This window comes from Faecalibacterium prausnitzii (assembly GCF_003324185.1).
GTDB classification, from domain to species: domain Bacteria; phylum Bacillota; class Clostridia; order Oscillospirales; family Ruminococcaceae; genus Faecalibacterium; species Faecalibacterium prausnitzii.
Genome location: NZ_PXUP01000008.1, coordinates 121,746 through 136,767, shown reverse-complemented (window position 1 = coordinate 136,767; position 15,022 = coordinate 121,746). Strand labels below are relative to the sequence as shown.

The window sequence follows — 15,022 nt, the reverse complement described above, 5'->3', positions numbered from 1 at the left end:
GAACACAGAAGTTAAGCTTACTTGTGCCGAAGATAGTTAGCTGGAAACGGCTTGTGAAAATAGGTAGTCGCCGACTTAACAAAGAGCTCTGAGATGAAAGTCTCAGGGCTTTTTTGTTGCGCTATATGCTAAGGGGTTGCAGAACAGGGAAAAAGCTGGTATCCTCAAAGCAGGAAAGGGTGAGAATATGCGTTCGGACAGAACCCGCAAGGATACAGCAAAGCGTTATATAGCGGTACTGGCGCTTTTACTGTTCTGCAGCATCGTATTTTATATGCAGACACATTATCAGCGCACCACGGCAATCCGGCCGGATGACGATTATCGGGGCAGGATATCGCAGTTTCATAGCAGCGTAGATCGGGATGATGACGGCGTAGACGATCAGTTGGATATTCTGAACGGCGCACTGGCCTATGTGAGCACACATCCAAAATACAAAAGCCGCTATTATGAGACCGGTTATCCTGACGATGGTTATGGCGTTTGCACCGATGTAGTTGCATATGCGTTGAAGAATGCGGGATATGATCTACAAGAGCTTGTGGACGCAGATATCCGGGAGCAGCCACAGGATTATATGGTGGAAGAACCGGATGCAAACATTGATTTCCGACGGGTACGAAACCTGAAGGTGTTTTTTGCACACACAGCAGCTGCCCTGACCACAGATGTCTCAGAAATAGAGGAATGGCAGGGCGGCGATATTGTGATCTTTGAAAGACATATCGGCATCGTGTCCGACCGGCGAAATAAAAACGGAGTGCCTTATATCATTCACCACAATGACCCATGGCAGACAGCTTACGAACAGGACATTCTGGAAAAACGAACCGACATCGTGGGGCATTATCGAATTTCAAAATAAAAAGCGGCCCCGCTGCACTGTGCATAACAGTGCGGCGGGGCCGCATACTTTATTGGGTGGTGTACCGGTTACGATACAAGCCTCAGCTTAGCCCTTGCCTGCGCAGCCGAACAGCTCGATCTTCTCCTTGCACTTAGCCTCGATGGCCTTTGCGCCGGGAGCCAGCAGCTTGCGGGGGTCGAAGCCCTTGCCCTGCTGATCCTTGCCTTCTTCGATGTACTTACGGGTGGCTTCAGCAAACACCAGCTGGCACTCGGTGTTGATGTTGATCTTGGAAACGCCCAGGCTGATGGCCTTTGCGATCATCTCATCGGGGATGCCGGTGCCGCCGTGCAGAACCAGAGGAATGTTGTTGGTGGCCTTGTGGATGCGGTCCAGAGCCTCGAAGTCCAGACCCTTCCAGTTTGCCGGGTAGACGCCGTGAATGTTGCCGATGCCGGCAGCCAGGAAGTCGATGCCCAGAGCGGTGATCTTTGCACACTCTTCGGGATCAGCAATCTCGCCAGCGCCTACAACGCCGTCCTCAACGCCGCCGATGGAGCCGACCTCGGCCTCGATGCTCATACCATGAGCGTGTGCCAGAGCAACCAGCTCCTTGGTCTTTTCCACGTTCTCCTCGATGGAGTAGTGGCTGCCATCGAACATGATGGAGGAGAAGCCGGCCTCAACGCAGGCCTTGCAGCCCTCGTAGGTGCCGTGATCCAGATGCAGAGCAACGGGAACAGTGATGCCCATGGAATCGACCATGGCGCTGACCATGGCGGCAACGGTCTTGAAACCGGTCATGTACTTACCAGCACCCTCGGAAACGCCCAGAATGACGGGGCTCTTCATTTCCTCGCAGGCGGTCAGGACTGCCTTGGTCCACTCCAGATTATTGATGTTGAACTGCGGCACACCGTAGTGGCCATCGCGTGCCTTGAGCAGCATTTCGGTTGCATTTACCAACATTATTCATTACCTCCAAAAATTATCGGGGTTCCGGCTCTGCCACACACCGCATTGTGCATGGTTTAACGAGCCCACATGGTTAGTATACCCCAAACTGCGCCTAAAATCAATCCGGACAGGCGCTTTTTCTTGCGCAGAGCTGCTGCGGAACGGGCACGGCACAAAGCGGCTGATGCGGCTGCGGCAGAAATACTCTGCGCTTGGCGACAAAAATCCATATACAATGCAACATCTGCCTTGCGCGGAAGCGGCGCGGGTTTTCAACATATTTTAACATTCGTCAAAATGATGTTGGAGGAAATTGCAAAAGCGGACAATTTCCGGTTCAAAAAATTGTCATAATTCCAACTTGAATTTTACAAATTGTAAGGCTTTTGCCAGGATATGGGGGAACCTGCTGTTGAAAACCCAGTGGAAATTGTTTAATTCCACCCGAAAAACAGGCGCTGCGGCTGGACTTTTACACACTTTCCACTGAGTTTTCAACTTGTGGAAAAATCATAGGCTGTTTACGGAATGTATAGACACATTTTGTGGAAAACTTTTTGCTTTGGCAAAACAGCGGAAATGCGCCGTGCTGCCCGGGCAGCGGGCAAAACATTTTTACAGCTGCCCTGTCCGGCGGGGAAGCTGCGTTTTACTGAAAAAATTTTAGGCGTCAGAAAATAAAATCCCAGCAATTTGTGGCGAAGCCGGGCGAGATATGGTATACTTTATCTTGGATTATCATAAACAAAATAAAACGTTCCGGTGCGGCGCAGCCCGCCCGGAACGGAAGGAGCATAAAAAGATGGAAGAACGTAACCAGCCGCGCCGTCCGCGCCGCGATGCAGAGCAGCCGCAGCAGAAAAGTGAGAGCCTGATCTACGGCAAAAACCCGGTGACCGAGCTGCTCAAGAGCGGCTCCGGTGTGGACACCGTGCTCATTGCCGAGGGGATGGCCCCGGCAGTGGCGGCATACTATACGGCACTGGCCAAGGAGGCCGGTGCAACGGTCAAGCGGGTGCACCCTAACAAGCTGCGCCTGATGACCGGCACCGAGAGCCATCAGGGCGTGGCGGCCTTTGCCAGCGAGATCGAGTACGCGACCGTGGAGGATCTGTTGGCCGCAGCCAAGGCCAAGGGCGAGCCGCCCTTTCTGGTGCTGAGCGATGGCATTGAGGACCCCCACAATCTGGGCGCAGTCATGCGCAGCGCACTGCTGTGCGGTGCCCACGGCATCGTCATTCCCAAGAGGGGCGGCGCATCCGTCACCCCTACCGTCATCAAGTCCAGCGCAGGCGCTGCCGAGCGCCTGCCGGTGGCGCGGGTGGCTAACATCGGTGAGACCATCCGCCGTCTGAAGGAGCAGGGCGTGTTTGTCTACTGCGCCGACATGGACGGTGTGTCCCTGCGCAAGAATAACCTGACCGGCCCCATCGCACTGGTACTGGGCAGCGAGGGCAGCGGGGTATCCCAGCTGGTCAAGAAGCTGTGTGACGGCGTGGTGCGGCTGGACATGGCTGCCCCCGGCACCGGCGTGGACAGCTATAACGTTTCGGTGGCAGCTGGCATCATCCTGTACGAGATCCAGTCGCAGCGCGCCGTAGAAGAATAAAACAAGCGGTAAACTCCATCCAGAACAGTGGGAGGGACAAGGATGCCGAACAATACAAATGAACGCAAGGGCAAGCAGGCGGGGGAGCTCTCGGCAGAAGAGCGGTTCCGCAACTTTTTCAGCACTAGTGTGATCGATCTGCCCGAGGAGATGACCCGCCGGGACGTGCCTGCCCCGGTGGAGGGAAAGCCCAAGGCCGGGTTGCTGGGCAAGCTGTTCAGCCACGATAAAGAACAGGCTCCCGCCCCCGCACAGCCGGTGCTGGAGATCCCCACCGGTGAGATCCTGCTGGGGGCAGATGCAAAGCCGGTACAGCCGGAGCAGGAGGACATGGCGCTGGAACTGCGTACCGCAGACCCTGTTCCGGCAATGCCGATGCAGCCCGCCAGCCCAGAGCCTGCCAAGGCCGTCCCTGCAGAGCCGGTGTCTGTACCCAAGGCGGCTGCTGCCATGAAGCCGCAGCCGGAAAAGCCTGCACCCCAGCCGGAGCCGCAGCCTGCTGCGGCCCCCAAAAAGCAGCCTAAGGCGAAGAACGCCCCGGAGACGCTGCTGCCGCAGGAGGAACTGGAGCAGCGGGAGATGCAGCAGCTGAAGGATATGCTCAACGGCATGAGCGGCAAGGCAAAGCCTGCCCCGCAGCCCGCAAAACCCGTACAGGCAGCGCCGCAGCCCAAGGTGCAGCCCGCGCCTGCACAGCCTGCGGCAGAGCCGGAGAAAGCCCCGGCAAAGGCTGCACAGAACGCCGCCGAGGAGTTGCCGCCGGTGGTGTTTGCCAGCGCGCCGGCAGACCCGGAAACGCTGCCAAAAAAGCCGGAGAAAAAGTCTATTTTCCAGATGTTCGGCACGGCAGAGGACGAAAAGCCCGCTGCCCGCAAGCCGGAAAAAGAGGATACTATGAGCCTGCCCCTGCTCCCGCTGGAGCAGGACGGCACCCCCGCAGCGGAGACTGCCGCCTCTGTATCCGCACCGGCAGCTGCCGCGACCCCGGCACAGCCGGAGACCGCACCGGAAGCGCAAGCGGCTGCCCCTGCCGAGGAAACTGTGCCGGAATCCACCGCCGACAAGCTGCACCACATGGCTGCAGAACTGACCCTGCGGTGTGTGTTGGCGGGCATTCTGGCCGTAGTGCTGCTGCACCTTGGGCTGACGGCAGAGCGTCTGCTGCCGCCGCTTTCGGTGCTGGACCCGGACGCAGCCCCGGCGGCGTTCTATGCCGCAAATCTGCTGCTGTTTGCCGCCAGCCTGTTTGTGGGCTACCCGGTGCTGCGGGACGGTCTGACCGGTCTGCGCGGCCGTCCCAGTGCAGACACCATGCCCGCGCTGGCCGCTGTGGCGGCCCTGCTGCAGGCGGTGGTGGCCATGCTGAATGCCAACGCCTACCGTAGCACCGAGGGCATCGGTCTGCTGACCGGTATGGCTGCGCTGGGGCTGTTTCTGGCGCTGGTGGGCAGCCGGGTGATGCTGGCTGCCGTGCAGGGCGGCTATGCGCTGGCAGCAGAGGGCGGCGAACTGCGGGGCGCTTACCGCACCCGCGATAAAGACCTGATCCGCGCCCTCGCCCGGGATCTGGAGCAGAAGGACCCGTGGGTGCTGCTGAGCCGCCCGGTACAGACCGCCAGCAATGACTTTGTGGAGCAGAGCCTCAGCGAGCGCGCCAGCGAGCGCCGCGCCCGGAAGGTGGCCTGTATCCTGCTGGCGGCAGCAGTGCTCAGCTGCGTAGCCTTCCTGCTGTTCGGCGGCGGGATCAACTGCGCCGTGGCTGCGGCGGCTGCCGTGCTGTGCATGGGCGCACCCCTTTCCTCGGTGCTGGTGCCCGGTCTGGCGGCGCTGCGGCTGCAAAGAGCGGCTGCCGCTGTGGGCGCTGTGGTGCCCGGCTGGGCGGCCATTGAGGAGCTGGGCGGCATCGACACCATTGAGCTGGACGCCGACGACCTGTTTACCGCCGACAGCGTAACGCTGGAGGATATCCGCATCTTCAAGGGCGGCCGCATCGACCGCGCTATCCTGTATGCGGCCAGTGTGCTGAACGAAAGCTGCGACACCCTGCGCGGGCTGTTCAGCCAGATCATCGAGGACCGCATCGATATCCTGTTCCCGGTCAAGGATCTGGAGCAGCACACCGGGCTGGGCTTCTCGGCATGGTGCGACAATAACCGCATCCTCATCGGCACCCGCCGCTACATGGAGCAGGAGGGCGTGACCCTGCCGGAGCAGGATTACGAGGACGGCCACTCCAAAAACGGTGAGCTGCAAATTTTGTATCTGGCAGTGTCCGGCAACCTGCACGCCATGTTCGTGCTGCGCTATGTGGGCGGCCGCAATGTGGCACGCAGCCTTGCCTCCCTGCAAAGGGAAAACATCCGTCTGCTGGTCACCAGCAAGGATCCCAGCCTGACGGCACGGCACATCACCGAGGCTTATCATCTGCCGGAGGGCATGGTCACCGTGCTGGACGGCGACCAGTGTCAGGCCATTGAAGCCGCCGATGCTGCCCCGGAAAAGCCCGACTGCTGCCTGTACCACCACCGGGGCTTTGCCAGCCTGACCGGCGGCTTGCAGGCTGCAGATCAGGCACAGAATGCCGAGACCAGCGCTACTACGGTGCAGCTGGTGTCGGTGTGCTTCTCGGTGTTCATTGCGGTGCTGCTGACCTACGCGGGCAGCATCTGGCAGCTTTCCATTGCCACGGTGCTGATGTATCAGGCCGCATGGAGCGCCCTGAGCATCGCCGTCTGCGCCCTGAAGCAGCATAACTGAAAGCTTTCGCATATTACAAAACGGGCTGTTGCACAGAACTTTGTGCAGCAGCCCGTTTTTTTGATCTTATTTTATTTTCTTGCGCTTTTCGTAGTCGTTCAGGGCGGTCAGCGCCTCGCCGGAAAGGGGAACGAGCGCCAGCATATTGAAGATGGTCATCAGCCCGATGCCAACGTCGCCCAGATCCCACACCACGGTGTAGGCCTGTGTGCCGCCCACCAGCAGCATGGCCAGCGCCAGCAGCTTGTAGGCGGTCTGGCTCCACCAGTTGTCGCCGCACAGGTAGGCCACATTGCCCCGGGCGTAGTACAGCACCCCCAAAAAGGTGGAAAAGCTGAACAGTGCTAAGATCACCGCAATGAACACGATGCCAAAGCTGCCCAGATGGTACTGCATGGCGGTCTGTAAAAGGTTCATGCCGGTCAGCCCGGCGGTGATCTCCTGCGGCACCAGCAGCATCAGAAAAGCAGTGCAGCTGCAGATGACCACGGTATCGATCAATACGCCCAGCGCCTGTACAAGACCCATCTTTACCGGGTCGTCGCACTCCGCAGCGGCAGCGGCGCAGGGGGCCGAGCCGCTGCCCGCCTCGTTGGAGAACAGCCCGCGCTTGACACCGTTCATCAGCACCGCGCCAAAGCCGCCTGCGGCCACCTGACGCAGGCCGAAGGCCTCGGCAAAGATGCGTGCCAGCACGGCGGGCAGCTGCCGGAAATTCAGCACCACGATGCCCACCGTGATGACAAAGTAGCACACCGCCATGACCGGCACGATGAAGTCAAGGCTTTTTACGGTGGCATTCTTGCGCAGCACGATCAGCGCTGCCAGCAGGGTAAGCACCACGGTGGTGGCCAATGGCGGGACGTGAAAGGCGTTTTCAAAGGCAGAACTGACTGAGTTGGAGATGACTTGGCTGATACCGCACCAGCAGATTAGACCGGACACTGCAAACAGCGCTGCACACACAGAGCGCTTGAGCTTTTTGCCCCGTTTGCGCTCGGCCAGCACATGCAGGTAGTAGGCCGGGCCGCCGCGCCAGCCACCGTACAGCGGGTCCGGCACGCGGTATTTCTGCGCCAGAGTGGACTCCACAAAGGAGGTGGAAGCACCCAGCAGCGCAGTGACCCACATCCAGAACACCGCGCCCGCACCGCCCGCCGAAACAGCGGCCACCACGCCTACAAGGTTGCCCATGCCCACCCGGGTAGCGGTGGAGATGACCAGCGTCTGGAAGGAGGAAAGCCCGCCCGCAGCCTGCTTTTTTTCGCACACTGCGCCGATCATATCCCGGAATAGCCGTACCGGCAGTAGCCTTGTGCGCAGGGTAAAGCCGATACCGGCTGCAAACAGCAGCACCACCATAAAGGAGATGCCAATGCCGCCCGCCACCGGCAGGGTGAATAAATCACCCCACAGCAGGCGGTAAAACGCTTCGATCAGATCAATTATCAAGAAAACAGCCTCCTGTACTTTTGAAAAATAAAGTTGTTACTTCATTATAGTACAGCACAGAAGAATTGTAAAATCTAAAATATTGATAGTGTGGATTCACCAAACTGAACGCAGTGCAGCAAATGCAAAATAATAATTCCACTGAATGTGCCGCAGCTCGGCAGCGGAGGGCATTTTAAATCGTCCCACAAAAAAAGGACTGCCGCACGGTTTGTGCAGCAGTCCCGGAGGAAGAAGCGCCTTTCAGCGCGGGGAAAGCTTACAGGATATCGATGTATTCACCGGCCAGCGCCTTGTTCATGCTGCGCACGGCGCAGAACTTGCCGCACATGCTGCAGGTGTCGCTGTGGTCGTCCTCGGGCAGGCGGGCGTCGCGGATGGCCTTGGCGGTCTCGGGGTCCAGCGCGCAGGCGAACTGTGCATCCCAGTCCAGTACGCGGCGGGCATCGCCCATCTTGTCGTCAATGTCCCGGGCGTGGGGGATGCCCTTGGCGATGTCGGCGGCGTGAGCGGCGATCTTGGAGGCCACGATGCCCTGCTTTACGTCATCTACGTTGGGCAGAGCCAGATGCTCGGCGGGGGTCACATAGCACAGGAAGGCTGCACCGCTGGCGGCTGCCACTGCGCCGCCAATGGCAGCGGTGATGTGGTCGTAGCCGGGGGCGATATCGGTGACCAGAGGTCCCAGCACATAGAAGGGGGCGCCCATGCAGATGCTCTTCTGCACCTCCATGTTGGCAGCGACCTGATTCAGGGGCACATGGCCGGGGCCTTCCACCATCACCTGCACGTTGTGTGCCCATGCGCGCTTGGTCAGCTCGCCCAGACGCACCAGTTCTTCAATCTGGCACACGTCGGTGGCGTCAGCCAGACAGCCGGGACGGCAGGCATCGCCCAGAGAGATGGTCACATCGTGCTCGGCGCAGATCTCGCAGATCTCGTCAAAGTGCTCGTAGAAGGGGTTCTCGTTGCCGGTCATGCTCATCCACGCAAACACCAGAGAGCCGCCGCGGCTCACGATGTTCATCTTGCGCTTGTGCTTGCGGATCTGCTCGATGGTCTTGCGGGTGATGCCGCAGTGCAGGGTGACAAAGTCCACGCCGTCCTCTGCGTGCAGGCGTACCACATCGATGAAGTCCTGTGCGGTCAGTTCTGCCAGATCCCGCTGGTAGTGGATGACCGAATCATACACCGGCACAGTGCCGATCATCACCGGGCACTCGTGGGTCAGTTTCTGGCGGAAGGGCTGGGTGTTGCCGTGGCTGGACAGATCCATAATGGCTTCTGCGCCCATGTTCACGGCGCTCATCACCTTCTGCATCTCGATGTTGTAGTCCTTGCAATCGCGGGAGACGCCAAGGTTCACGTTGATCTTGGTGCGCAGCATGGAGCCCACACCCTCGGGGTTCAAGCACTTGTGGTGCTTGTTGGCGGGAATGGCTACCTTGCCCTCAGCGACCCACTGGCGGATCTCCTCGGTGGTGCGGTATTCCTTTTTGGCTACGATCTCCATCTCCGGGGTAACGATGCCCTTGCGGGCGGCATCCATCTGGGTGGTATAAGTCTGCATACGCTATGTTCCTCCAAATGACAGTTTATCTCTGAACAGCAGGGTGCTGGTCATGCATTGATGCGGGGAAGCCTGTGTGCCGGGAGCTTTCTCCTCGGACACGAGTACGGGTTGCGGCACCCAGCGGATGCTTCGTGCATTGAGCAGCACTCGCATCCTGCTGGCCGCTGCCCCAACAGCAACTTCCTGTTTCCGCCACTGGCGGCGGTCGTTGCTGTTGCAGGCCATTCCATCGCCCGCCCTACTGCCTGCGGCAGCAGGGTCCCACCCCAGCGGACGGTCCTCGGAGAAACTCCCGACCCGCAGGCAAGGGTGGCAGACAGGTAGCCGTCATTCAGAAAAAACAGTACGCTCTGGATGCCGGCACCTGCGCAAAATACGCTTTTCATGTTGGTTTTCTCCATGAATTTTGTAACGCGGCCCAAGGTGGTGCCCCCGGTTTGCCGCGGGATGATAGCTTACTTTATGATCTGCTCCGAAAGGGCGCGCAGTTCGCGGCACTCGGCCTCGATGTCCTTTGCGGCAAAGATGGCGCTTACCAACGCCACACCGTCCACGCCGGTGCCCTTGAGTTGCAGAATGTTCTCCTTGTGGATGCCGCCAATGGCAACCACCGGCACGTCCACAGCGTTGCAGATGTCCAGCAGGGTCTGCCGGGGCATCTCGCTCACGTCCGTCTTGGTGTGGGTGGCAAATACCGCGCCTACGCCCAGATAATCCGCGCCGTGCGCCACAGCGTCCAGCGCTTCCTGTACCGTGTGGGCGGATACGCCGATCATCACGCCCTCGCCCACGCGCTGGCGCACCTGTGCGGCGGCCATATCGTCCTGCCCCACATGGATGCCCTCGGCGTGGCACTGCAGTGCCACTTCCACGTTATCGTTGATGAACAGCGGCACACCGTACTGCTGGCACAGGGCGTGGATCTGAATGGCCTCCTGTAAAAAATCGGCATCGCCCAGCTGCTTTTCCCGCAGCTGCACGCAGGTGGCACCGCCCTTCAGGGCACTTTCCACCTGCTGATACAACGTCTGCTCGCCCACCCATGCACGGTCGGTCACCGCGTACAGGAGCATGGTGTGTTTATCGCACTTCATAGTTTGCGCCTTTCTCCAGCTGTTCGGGGGTCATGTTGTAAATGGCATCAATGATGTAATTGCGGTAGGTGGCGTTGCCATCCTGCGGGGTGAGCCGCTGGTGGGCAACTTCACCCGCCAGACCCATGGCGCATACCGCCGCAGCGGCAGCTTCCAGCGGGTGGCCGGGGTTGGCGGTGACAAAAGCCGCCGTCAGGGCAGAAAGCTGACAGCCCGTGCCGGTGATGCTGCTCATCATGGGGTTGCCGTTGCGGATGCAGTAGGCTTTTTGTGCATCGGCCACGATGTCAATAGCACCGGTAATGGCTACCACCGCACCGGTGCGGGCGGCAAAAGCCTTTGCAAAGGCCACAGCGTTGTCCAGATTCTCCTCAGTCACCTTGTCGGCCACGTCTGCATCCACGCCTTTGGTGGTGCCTGCACCGGAGGCAAGGGTCTTGATCTCCGAGATGTTGCCACGGATCACCGTGAACTGCACCTCCCGCAGCAGGCGGAAGGCGGTGTCGGTGCGCAGATGGGAAGCGCCGGCACCCACCGGGTCCAGCACCACAGGGTGACCCAGCTGATTGGCCTTTTTGCCCGCCAGCAGCATACTGGTGACGGTGCGGCTGTTCAGTGTGCCGATGTTAATGTTCAGCCCGCCGCAGATGGCGGTGATCTCCTCCACCTCGGCGGCATCATCGGCCATGATGGGGGATGCACCGCAGGCCAGCACCATGTTGGCGCAGTCGTTCACGGTGACATAGTTGGTGATGTTGTGGATCAGAGGGCTGCGGCTGCGCAGGTTCTCAAAGGCGGTCTTGAGCATTCCCGGCACCTCCGCTCAGGAAAGGCTGTTCTGCATGGAGCGCAGAGCGCCGGAGCGCTGCAGGCTGAACACCACAGCACCGGCGATCACCGCACCCACGGCGGTGGAGATGAGGAAGGGCACAATATAGGCGTAGAAAGCGATATCCGCAGCACTCTTGCCCATCAGGAAGATGGCCACGGGCCATGCGCACAGGCCGCCCAGAATGCTGGTGCCGAACACCTCACCCACCACGGTGGCGAGCAGGTTTTTGGTCTTGTGGTATGCAAGGCCGCACAGCAGCGCGCCGAACATACTGCCCGGGAAGGCCATCAGGCTGCCCAGACCCAGCAGGTTGCGCAGCAGGGAAGCCACAAAGGCTACGCCCACGCCCCACCAGGGCCCCAGCAGAACAGCGCACAGCACGTTGACCATGTGCTGCACCGGGGCGCACTTGCTGCCGAACATGGGAAAGCTGAACACGCTGCCCACTACGCACAGGGCACAGAACATACCGGCGAGGGCAAGCTTTTTGACAGAGAGATTCTTCATGATAAATTAGCTCCTTTTCAACCATCTGCGGCAGCGCAGGACGAACACCGGCGCTCCCGCAACAAAACAGCCCGTGCCCGCAACAAGGCGGGAACAGGTACGGAAGGTGCGGTCGAAGCTTACTGGCTTCCTCTCACGCCGGAACACGGCTTCCCATCGCTGCATTCATCCAAGGCTCAGGGCGCTCCCCCTCAGCCGGCTGCGGAACCTCCGCAGAGGTACAAAAAAACAGGAGGAGCCCGGCGCGGCTCCTCCTGCAAAAAATCATAAAGGGTATGACTTCCTACGGCGGCATTATCCGCATCAGGTAAAAGGGTCGAAGCTTGCTATACTTCCTCTCAGCCCGCTGCACGAGCTCCCCTGTGTTTGATTGTGACTGTATTCTACACCTCTTTCCCCAAAAATGCAAGAGGGGAGATAGAAACCAAAGCCGCCGTGCAGGGGTCTGCGCGGCGGCTTTGGTCACAGAAAGGAGAATAATATGAAAAAGCAGAAAAAGTCGGGTTAACCCATGGTCACCTGCACCGTTACCTCAGTCCCGGCGGCAGCCAGCGGCAGAACGTTGCCGGAGATGGCCTTGCCGTCCACGGTAACGGCCTTGATGCCGTGCTGTACCCCGGCGGCGTTATCCACTGTAATGTGGTACACCGCACCGCGGAAGCGGCGGGTCACGGTAAAGCCGGACAGAGTGTGAGGAATGCAGGGGTCTACCTTCAGGCCATCCAAGGTGGGCTGGATGCCCAGAATGTACTGGCTGATGTTGAAGAAGGTCCATGCCGCTGTGCCGGTCAGCCAGCTGTTTTTGGCTTCACCAAAGGTGGGGGCGTCCTTACCGGCTACCATTTGGCTGTAAACGTAGGGCTCGGTGCGGTGGATCTCGGAAATGTCCTCGATATAGGCGGGGCAGGTCTTGCGGTACACCGCAAAGGCGCGGTCGCCGTGTCCGAGCGTTGCTTCGGCGCAGCTGATCCACGGGTTGTTGTGGCAGAAGATACCGGCGTTCTCCTTGTATCCCGGAGGATAGCTGGAGATCTCGCCCAGATTCAGCTGATAGCTGGTGTAGGCGGGCTGCAGCAGCACCACGCCGTATTTGGTGTCCAGCCGCTCCTCCACGCTGGCAAGCGCCTGCGCGGCCTGTCCGCTCTCCTTGCCGATGCCGGCCATGACACACATACCCTGCGGCTCAATAAAGATCTGACCCTCAGTGCACTCCTTGCTGCCGATGGGCTTGCCGAAAGCATCGTAGGCACGGCGGAACCAAGCGCCGTCCCAACCGGCGGTCAGGGTGGCCTGCTCCACGGCATCAATGTGCTTGCGGGCGGCAGCGGCCTCCTCGGTCAGATTCAGATGGTCGCACAGCTGGGCGTATTCGTGGCCGTACTTGACGAACATACCGGCAATGAAAACGCTTTCGGCCACAGGACCCTCGCTGGGGCCGGTGATCTGGAAGCTCTCACCCGGGTGCTCGGAGAAGCAGTTCAGGTTCAGGCAGTCATTCCAGTCGGCGCGGCCGATGAGCGGCAGACCGTGGGGACCCAGATGGGTGCAGGTAAAGTTGAAGCTGCGGCGCAGGTGCTCCATCAGAGTCTGCGCCTTGGTGGCGTCGTTATCAAAGGGTACCTGTTCTTCCAGAATAGACCAGTCGCCGGTCTCCCGCAGGTAGGCGGCGGTACCGGCAATGAGCCACAGCGGGTCATCGTTGAAACCGGTGCCGATATCCCGGTTGCCCTTTTTGGTCAGGGGCTGGTACTGGTGGTAGGCGCTGCCATCCTCAAACTGGGTGGCGGCAATATCCAGAATGCGCTCCCGGGCGCGGGAGGGGATGATGTGCACAAAGCCCAGCAGATCCTGACAGCTGTCCCGGAAGCCCATGCCGCGTCCGGTGCCGCTTTCGTAGTAGCTGGCAGAGCGGCTCATGTTAAAGGTGACCATGCACTGGTACTGGTGCCAGATATTGACCATGCGGTTCAGCTTTTCCTCGCCTGATTCCAGATGGTAGGTGGACAGCAGCTGCTCCCAGTGGGTGCGCAGGGCGGCGCGGGCGGCATCGACCTGTGCATCGGTGGCGTAGCGCTCCATCATGGCGTGGGCGCGGGTCTTGTTGATGACGCCCGGGGCAATGAACTTCTCCTGCTGCGGGTTCTCGATGTAGCCCAGACCGAACAGGATGCTGTGGCTCTCGCCGGGGGCGAGGGTCAGGTGGATGTGCAACGCACCCACCGGTGCCCAGCCGTGGGCAATGCTGCCGGAGCAGTGCCCGGCGCGGACGGCCTGCGGGTCTGCCGGACCGCCGTACACGCCGCAGAAGGCATCCCGGGTGGTGTCAAAGCTGTCTACCGGGCAGTTTGCCCAGAACACGGCGTAGTGGTTGCGGCGCTCGCGGTACTCGGTCTTGTGGTAGATGACGCTGCCCTCTACCTCTACCTCACCGGTGGAGTAGTTGCGCTGGAAGTTGGAGCCGTCGTCCACGGCATCCCACAGGCAGAACTCCACATAGCTGAACAGATCCAGCTCCTTGACAACGGTGCTGCCGTTGCACACTGTCACCCGGTCCAGCTCACAGGCATCCCCCTTGGGGACGAACAGCTCCTGCCGGGCGGTCACACCGTCCTTTTTGCCCTCCAGAATGGTGTAGCCCAGACCGTGGCGGCAGCTGTAACTGTCCAGCGGGGTCTTGGTGGGCTGCCAGCCCGGATTCCATACGGTTTCGCCATCCTTGATGTAGATCCGGTGGCCGTCCATGTCCAGCGGGGAATTGTTGTAGCGGTAGCGGGTCAGGCGGCGCATCCGGGCGTCCCGGTAAAAGCTGTAACCGCCCGCTGTGTTGGAGACCAGACTGAAGAAGTCCTCACTGCCAAGGTAGTTGATCCAGGGCAGGGGCGTCTGCGGGGTGGTGATGACGTATTCCTTATTCTGGTCATCAAAATATCCGAACTTCATAATGCTTCCTCCTTAAAACTGCGCCTTGTCGGGCGGGCAGTGTGTCGATGAACGAAAACGATTAAGACACTGCGAAAGAAGCAATCTCATCACGCTAAGCATACCGTATCCCACCGAAAAATGCAAGAGCTTTTTGCAAAAATCTCAACGGAAATTTTAAAATAATCTGCGAAGCCCCGGCAGTTTTCTGGGACTTTCGGCACGGCGTACACCGGCGAAAGGGCGAACGAAAGACCCGAAACCCCATTTTAAAAGTAATATATACATACGGCCTCCGGCACCGAAAACCATAACGAAACTGCAACGAAAATTTTTTCGTTTTAATCGAAATGTAACGAAAGTGAATCGAGATGCACAATTCTTACAGGCCGTATTGGAACAAAATGCCAAAAGTGATGCAGCTGAGCTAAAACTTTTGCGTTTCCGCTTGATTTTTGGTACAGAATGCGAT

The 15,022-nt window shown here is 59.5% G+C and carries 10 protein-coding genes and 1 riboswitch; of the genes, 3 read left to right on the top strand and 7 right to left on the bottom strand.

The features are described from left to right. The first annotated feature begins 136 nt into the window (after positions 1-136). On the top strand, positions 137-868 hold the full coding sequence (locus C7J97_RS07270) for a DUF1287 domain-containing protein (RefSeq protein WP_242983461.1): 732 nt from the start codon (positions 137-139) through the stop codon (positions 866-868). Between the two features lie 87 nt (positions 869-955). On the opposite strand, the gene fba is transcribed toward C7J97_RS07270, so the two are convergent. Continuing rightward, positions 956-1,819 (bottom strand): class II fructose-1,6-bisphosphate aldolase, encoded by an 864-nt coding sequence (gene fba, locus C7J97_RS07265; protein WP_005920439.1) that lies wholly within the window; start codon positions 1,817-1,819, stop codon positions 956-958. Between the two features lie 703 nt (positions 1,820-2,522). On the opposite strand from fba, the gene rlmB reads away from it, so the two are divergent. Then, positions 2,523-3,416: a 23S rRNA (guanosine(2251)-2'-O)-methyltransferase RlmB gene (rlmB, locus tag C7J97_RS07260; protein WP_005920430.1), complete on the top strand. Its 894-nt coding sequence runs from the start codon at positions 2,523-2,525 to the stop codon at positions 3,414-3,416. 42 nt (positions 3,417-3,458) lie between these two features. Then, positions 3,459-6,173, top strand: a complete 2,715-nt coding sequence (locus tag C7J97_RS07255; RefSeq protein WP_113992438.1) for a cell envelope biogenesis protein OmpA — start codon at positions 3,459-3,461, stop codon at positions 6,171-6,173. 66 nt (positions 6,174-6,239) lie between these two features. On the opposite strand, the gene C7J97_RS07250 is transcribed toward C7J97_RS07255, so the two are convergent. The 6 genes from C7J97_RS07250 to C7J97_RS07220 form a co-directional block, all read right to left on the bottom strand. Then, positions 6,240-7,625 carry an alanine/glycine:cation symporter family protein gene (locus C7J97_RS07250; RefSeq protein ID WP_113992437.1) on the bottom strand — a complete coding sequence of 462 codons (1,386 nt, stop codon included), beginning with the start codon at positions 7,623-7,625 and terminating at the stop codon, positions 6,240-6,242. Between the two features lie 259 nt (positions 7,626-7,884). Beyond that, positions 7,885-9,195 (bottom strand): phosphomethylpyrimidine synthase ThiC, encoded by a 1,311-nt coding sequence (gene thiC, locus C7J97_RS07245; protein WP_113992436.1) that lies wholly within the window; start codon positions 9,193-9,195, stop codon positions 7,885-7,887. A 458-nt stretch (positions 9,196-9,653) separates the two neighbouring features. Then, on the bottom strand, positions 9,654-10,292 hold the full coding sequence (gene thiE / locus C7J97_RS07235) for a thiamine phosphate synthase (RefSeq protein ID WP_097778854.1): 639 nt from the start codon (positions 10,290-10,292) through the stop codon (positions 9,654-9,656). Further along, positions 10,279-11,100 carry a hydroxyethylthiazole kinase gene (thiM, locus tag C7J97_RS07230; protein WP_113992434.1) on the bottom strand — a complete coding sequence of 274 codons (822 nt, stop codon included), beginning with the start codon at positions 11,098-11,100 and terminating at the stop codon, positions 10,279-10,281. Before thiM ends, thiE begins: the two co-directional genes overlap by 14 nt. A 15-nt stretch (positions 11,101-11,115) precedes the next feature. After that, positions 11,116-11,631, bottom strand: coding sequence for an energy coupling factor transporter S component ThiW (thiW, locus tag C7J97_RS07225; RefSeq protein WP_113992433.1), 516 nt, complete (start codon positions 11,629-11,631; stop codon positions 11,116-11,118). A gap of 263 nt (positions 11,632-11,894) precedes the next feature. After that, positions 11,895-12,003: riboswitch (TPP riboswitch) on the bottom strand. Positions 12,004-12,135: 132 nt separating this feature from the next. Then, positions 12,136-14,571 (bottom strand): glycoside hydrolase family 94 protein, encoded by a 2,436-nt coding sequence (locus C7J97_RS07220; protein ID WP_097782466.1) that lies wholly within the window; start codon positions 14,569-14,571, stop codon positions 12,136-12,138. Between the last annotated feature and the right edge of the window lie 451 nt (positions 14,572-15,022).

What these genes read in the sequence shown, in the direction of transcription:
- fba (WP_005920439.1), bottom strand. Translation starts at nt 1,819, where the DNA reads ATGTTGGTAAATGCAACCGAAATGCTGCTCAAGGCACGCGATGGCCAC.
- rlmB (WP_005920430.1), top strand. Translation starts at nt 2,523, where the DNA reads ATGGTATACTTTATCTTGGATTATCATAAACAAAATAAAACGTTCCGG.
- C7J97_RS07255 (WP_113992438.1), top strand. Translation starts at nt 3,459, where the DNA reads ATGCCGAACAATACAAATGAACGCAAGGGCAAGCAGGCGGGGGAGCTC.
- thiC (WP_113992436.1), bottom strand. Translation starts at nt 9,195, where the DNA reads ATGCAGACTTATACCACCCAGATGGATGCCGCCCGCAAGGGCATCGTT.
- thiE (WP_097778854.1), bottom strand. Translation starts at nt 10,292, where the DNA reads ATGAAGTGCGATAAACACACCATGCTCCTGTACGCGGTGACCGACCGT.
- thiM (WP_113992434.1), bottom strand. Translation starts at nt 11,100, where the DNA reads ATGCTCAAGACCGCCTTTGAGAACCTGCGCAGCCGCAGCCCTCTGATC.
- thiW (WP_113992433.1), bottom strand. Translation starts at nt 11,631, where the DNA reads ATGAAGAATCTCTCTGTCAAAAAGCTTGCCCTCGCCGGTATGTTCTGT.
- C7J97_RS07220 (WP_097782466.1), bottom strand. Translation starts at nt 14,571, where the DNA reads ATGAAGTTCGGATATTTTGATGACCAGAATAAGGAATACGTCATCACC.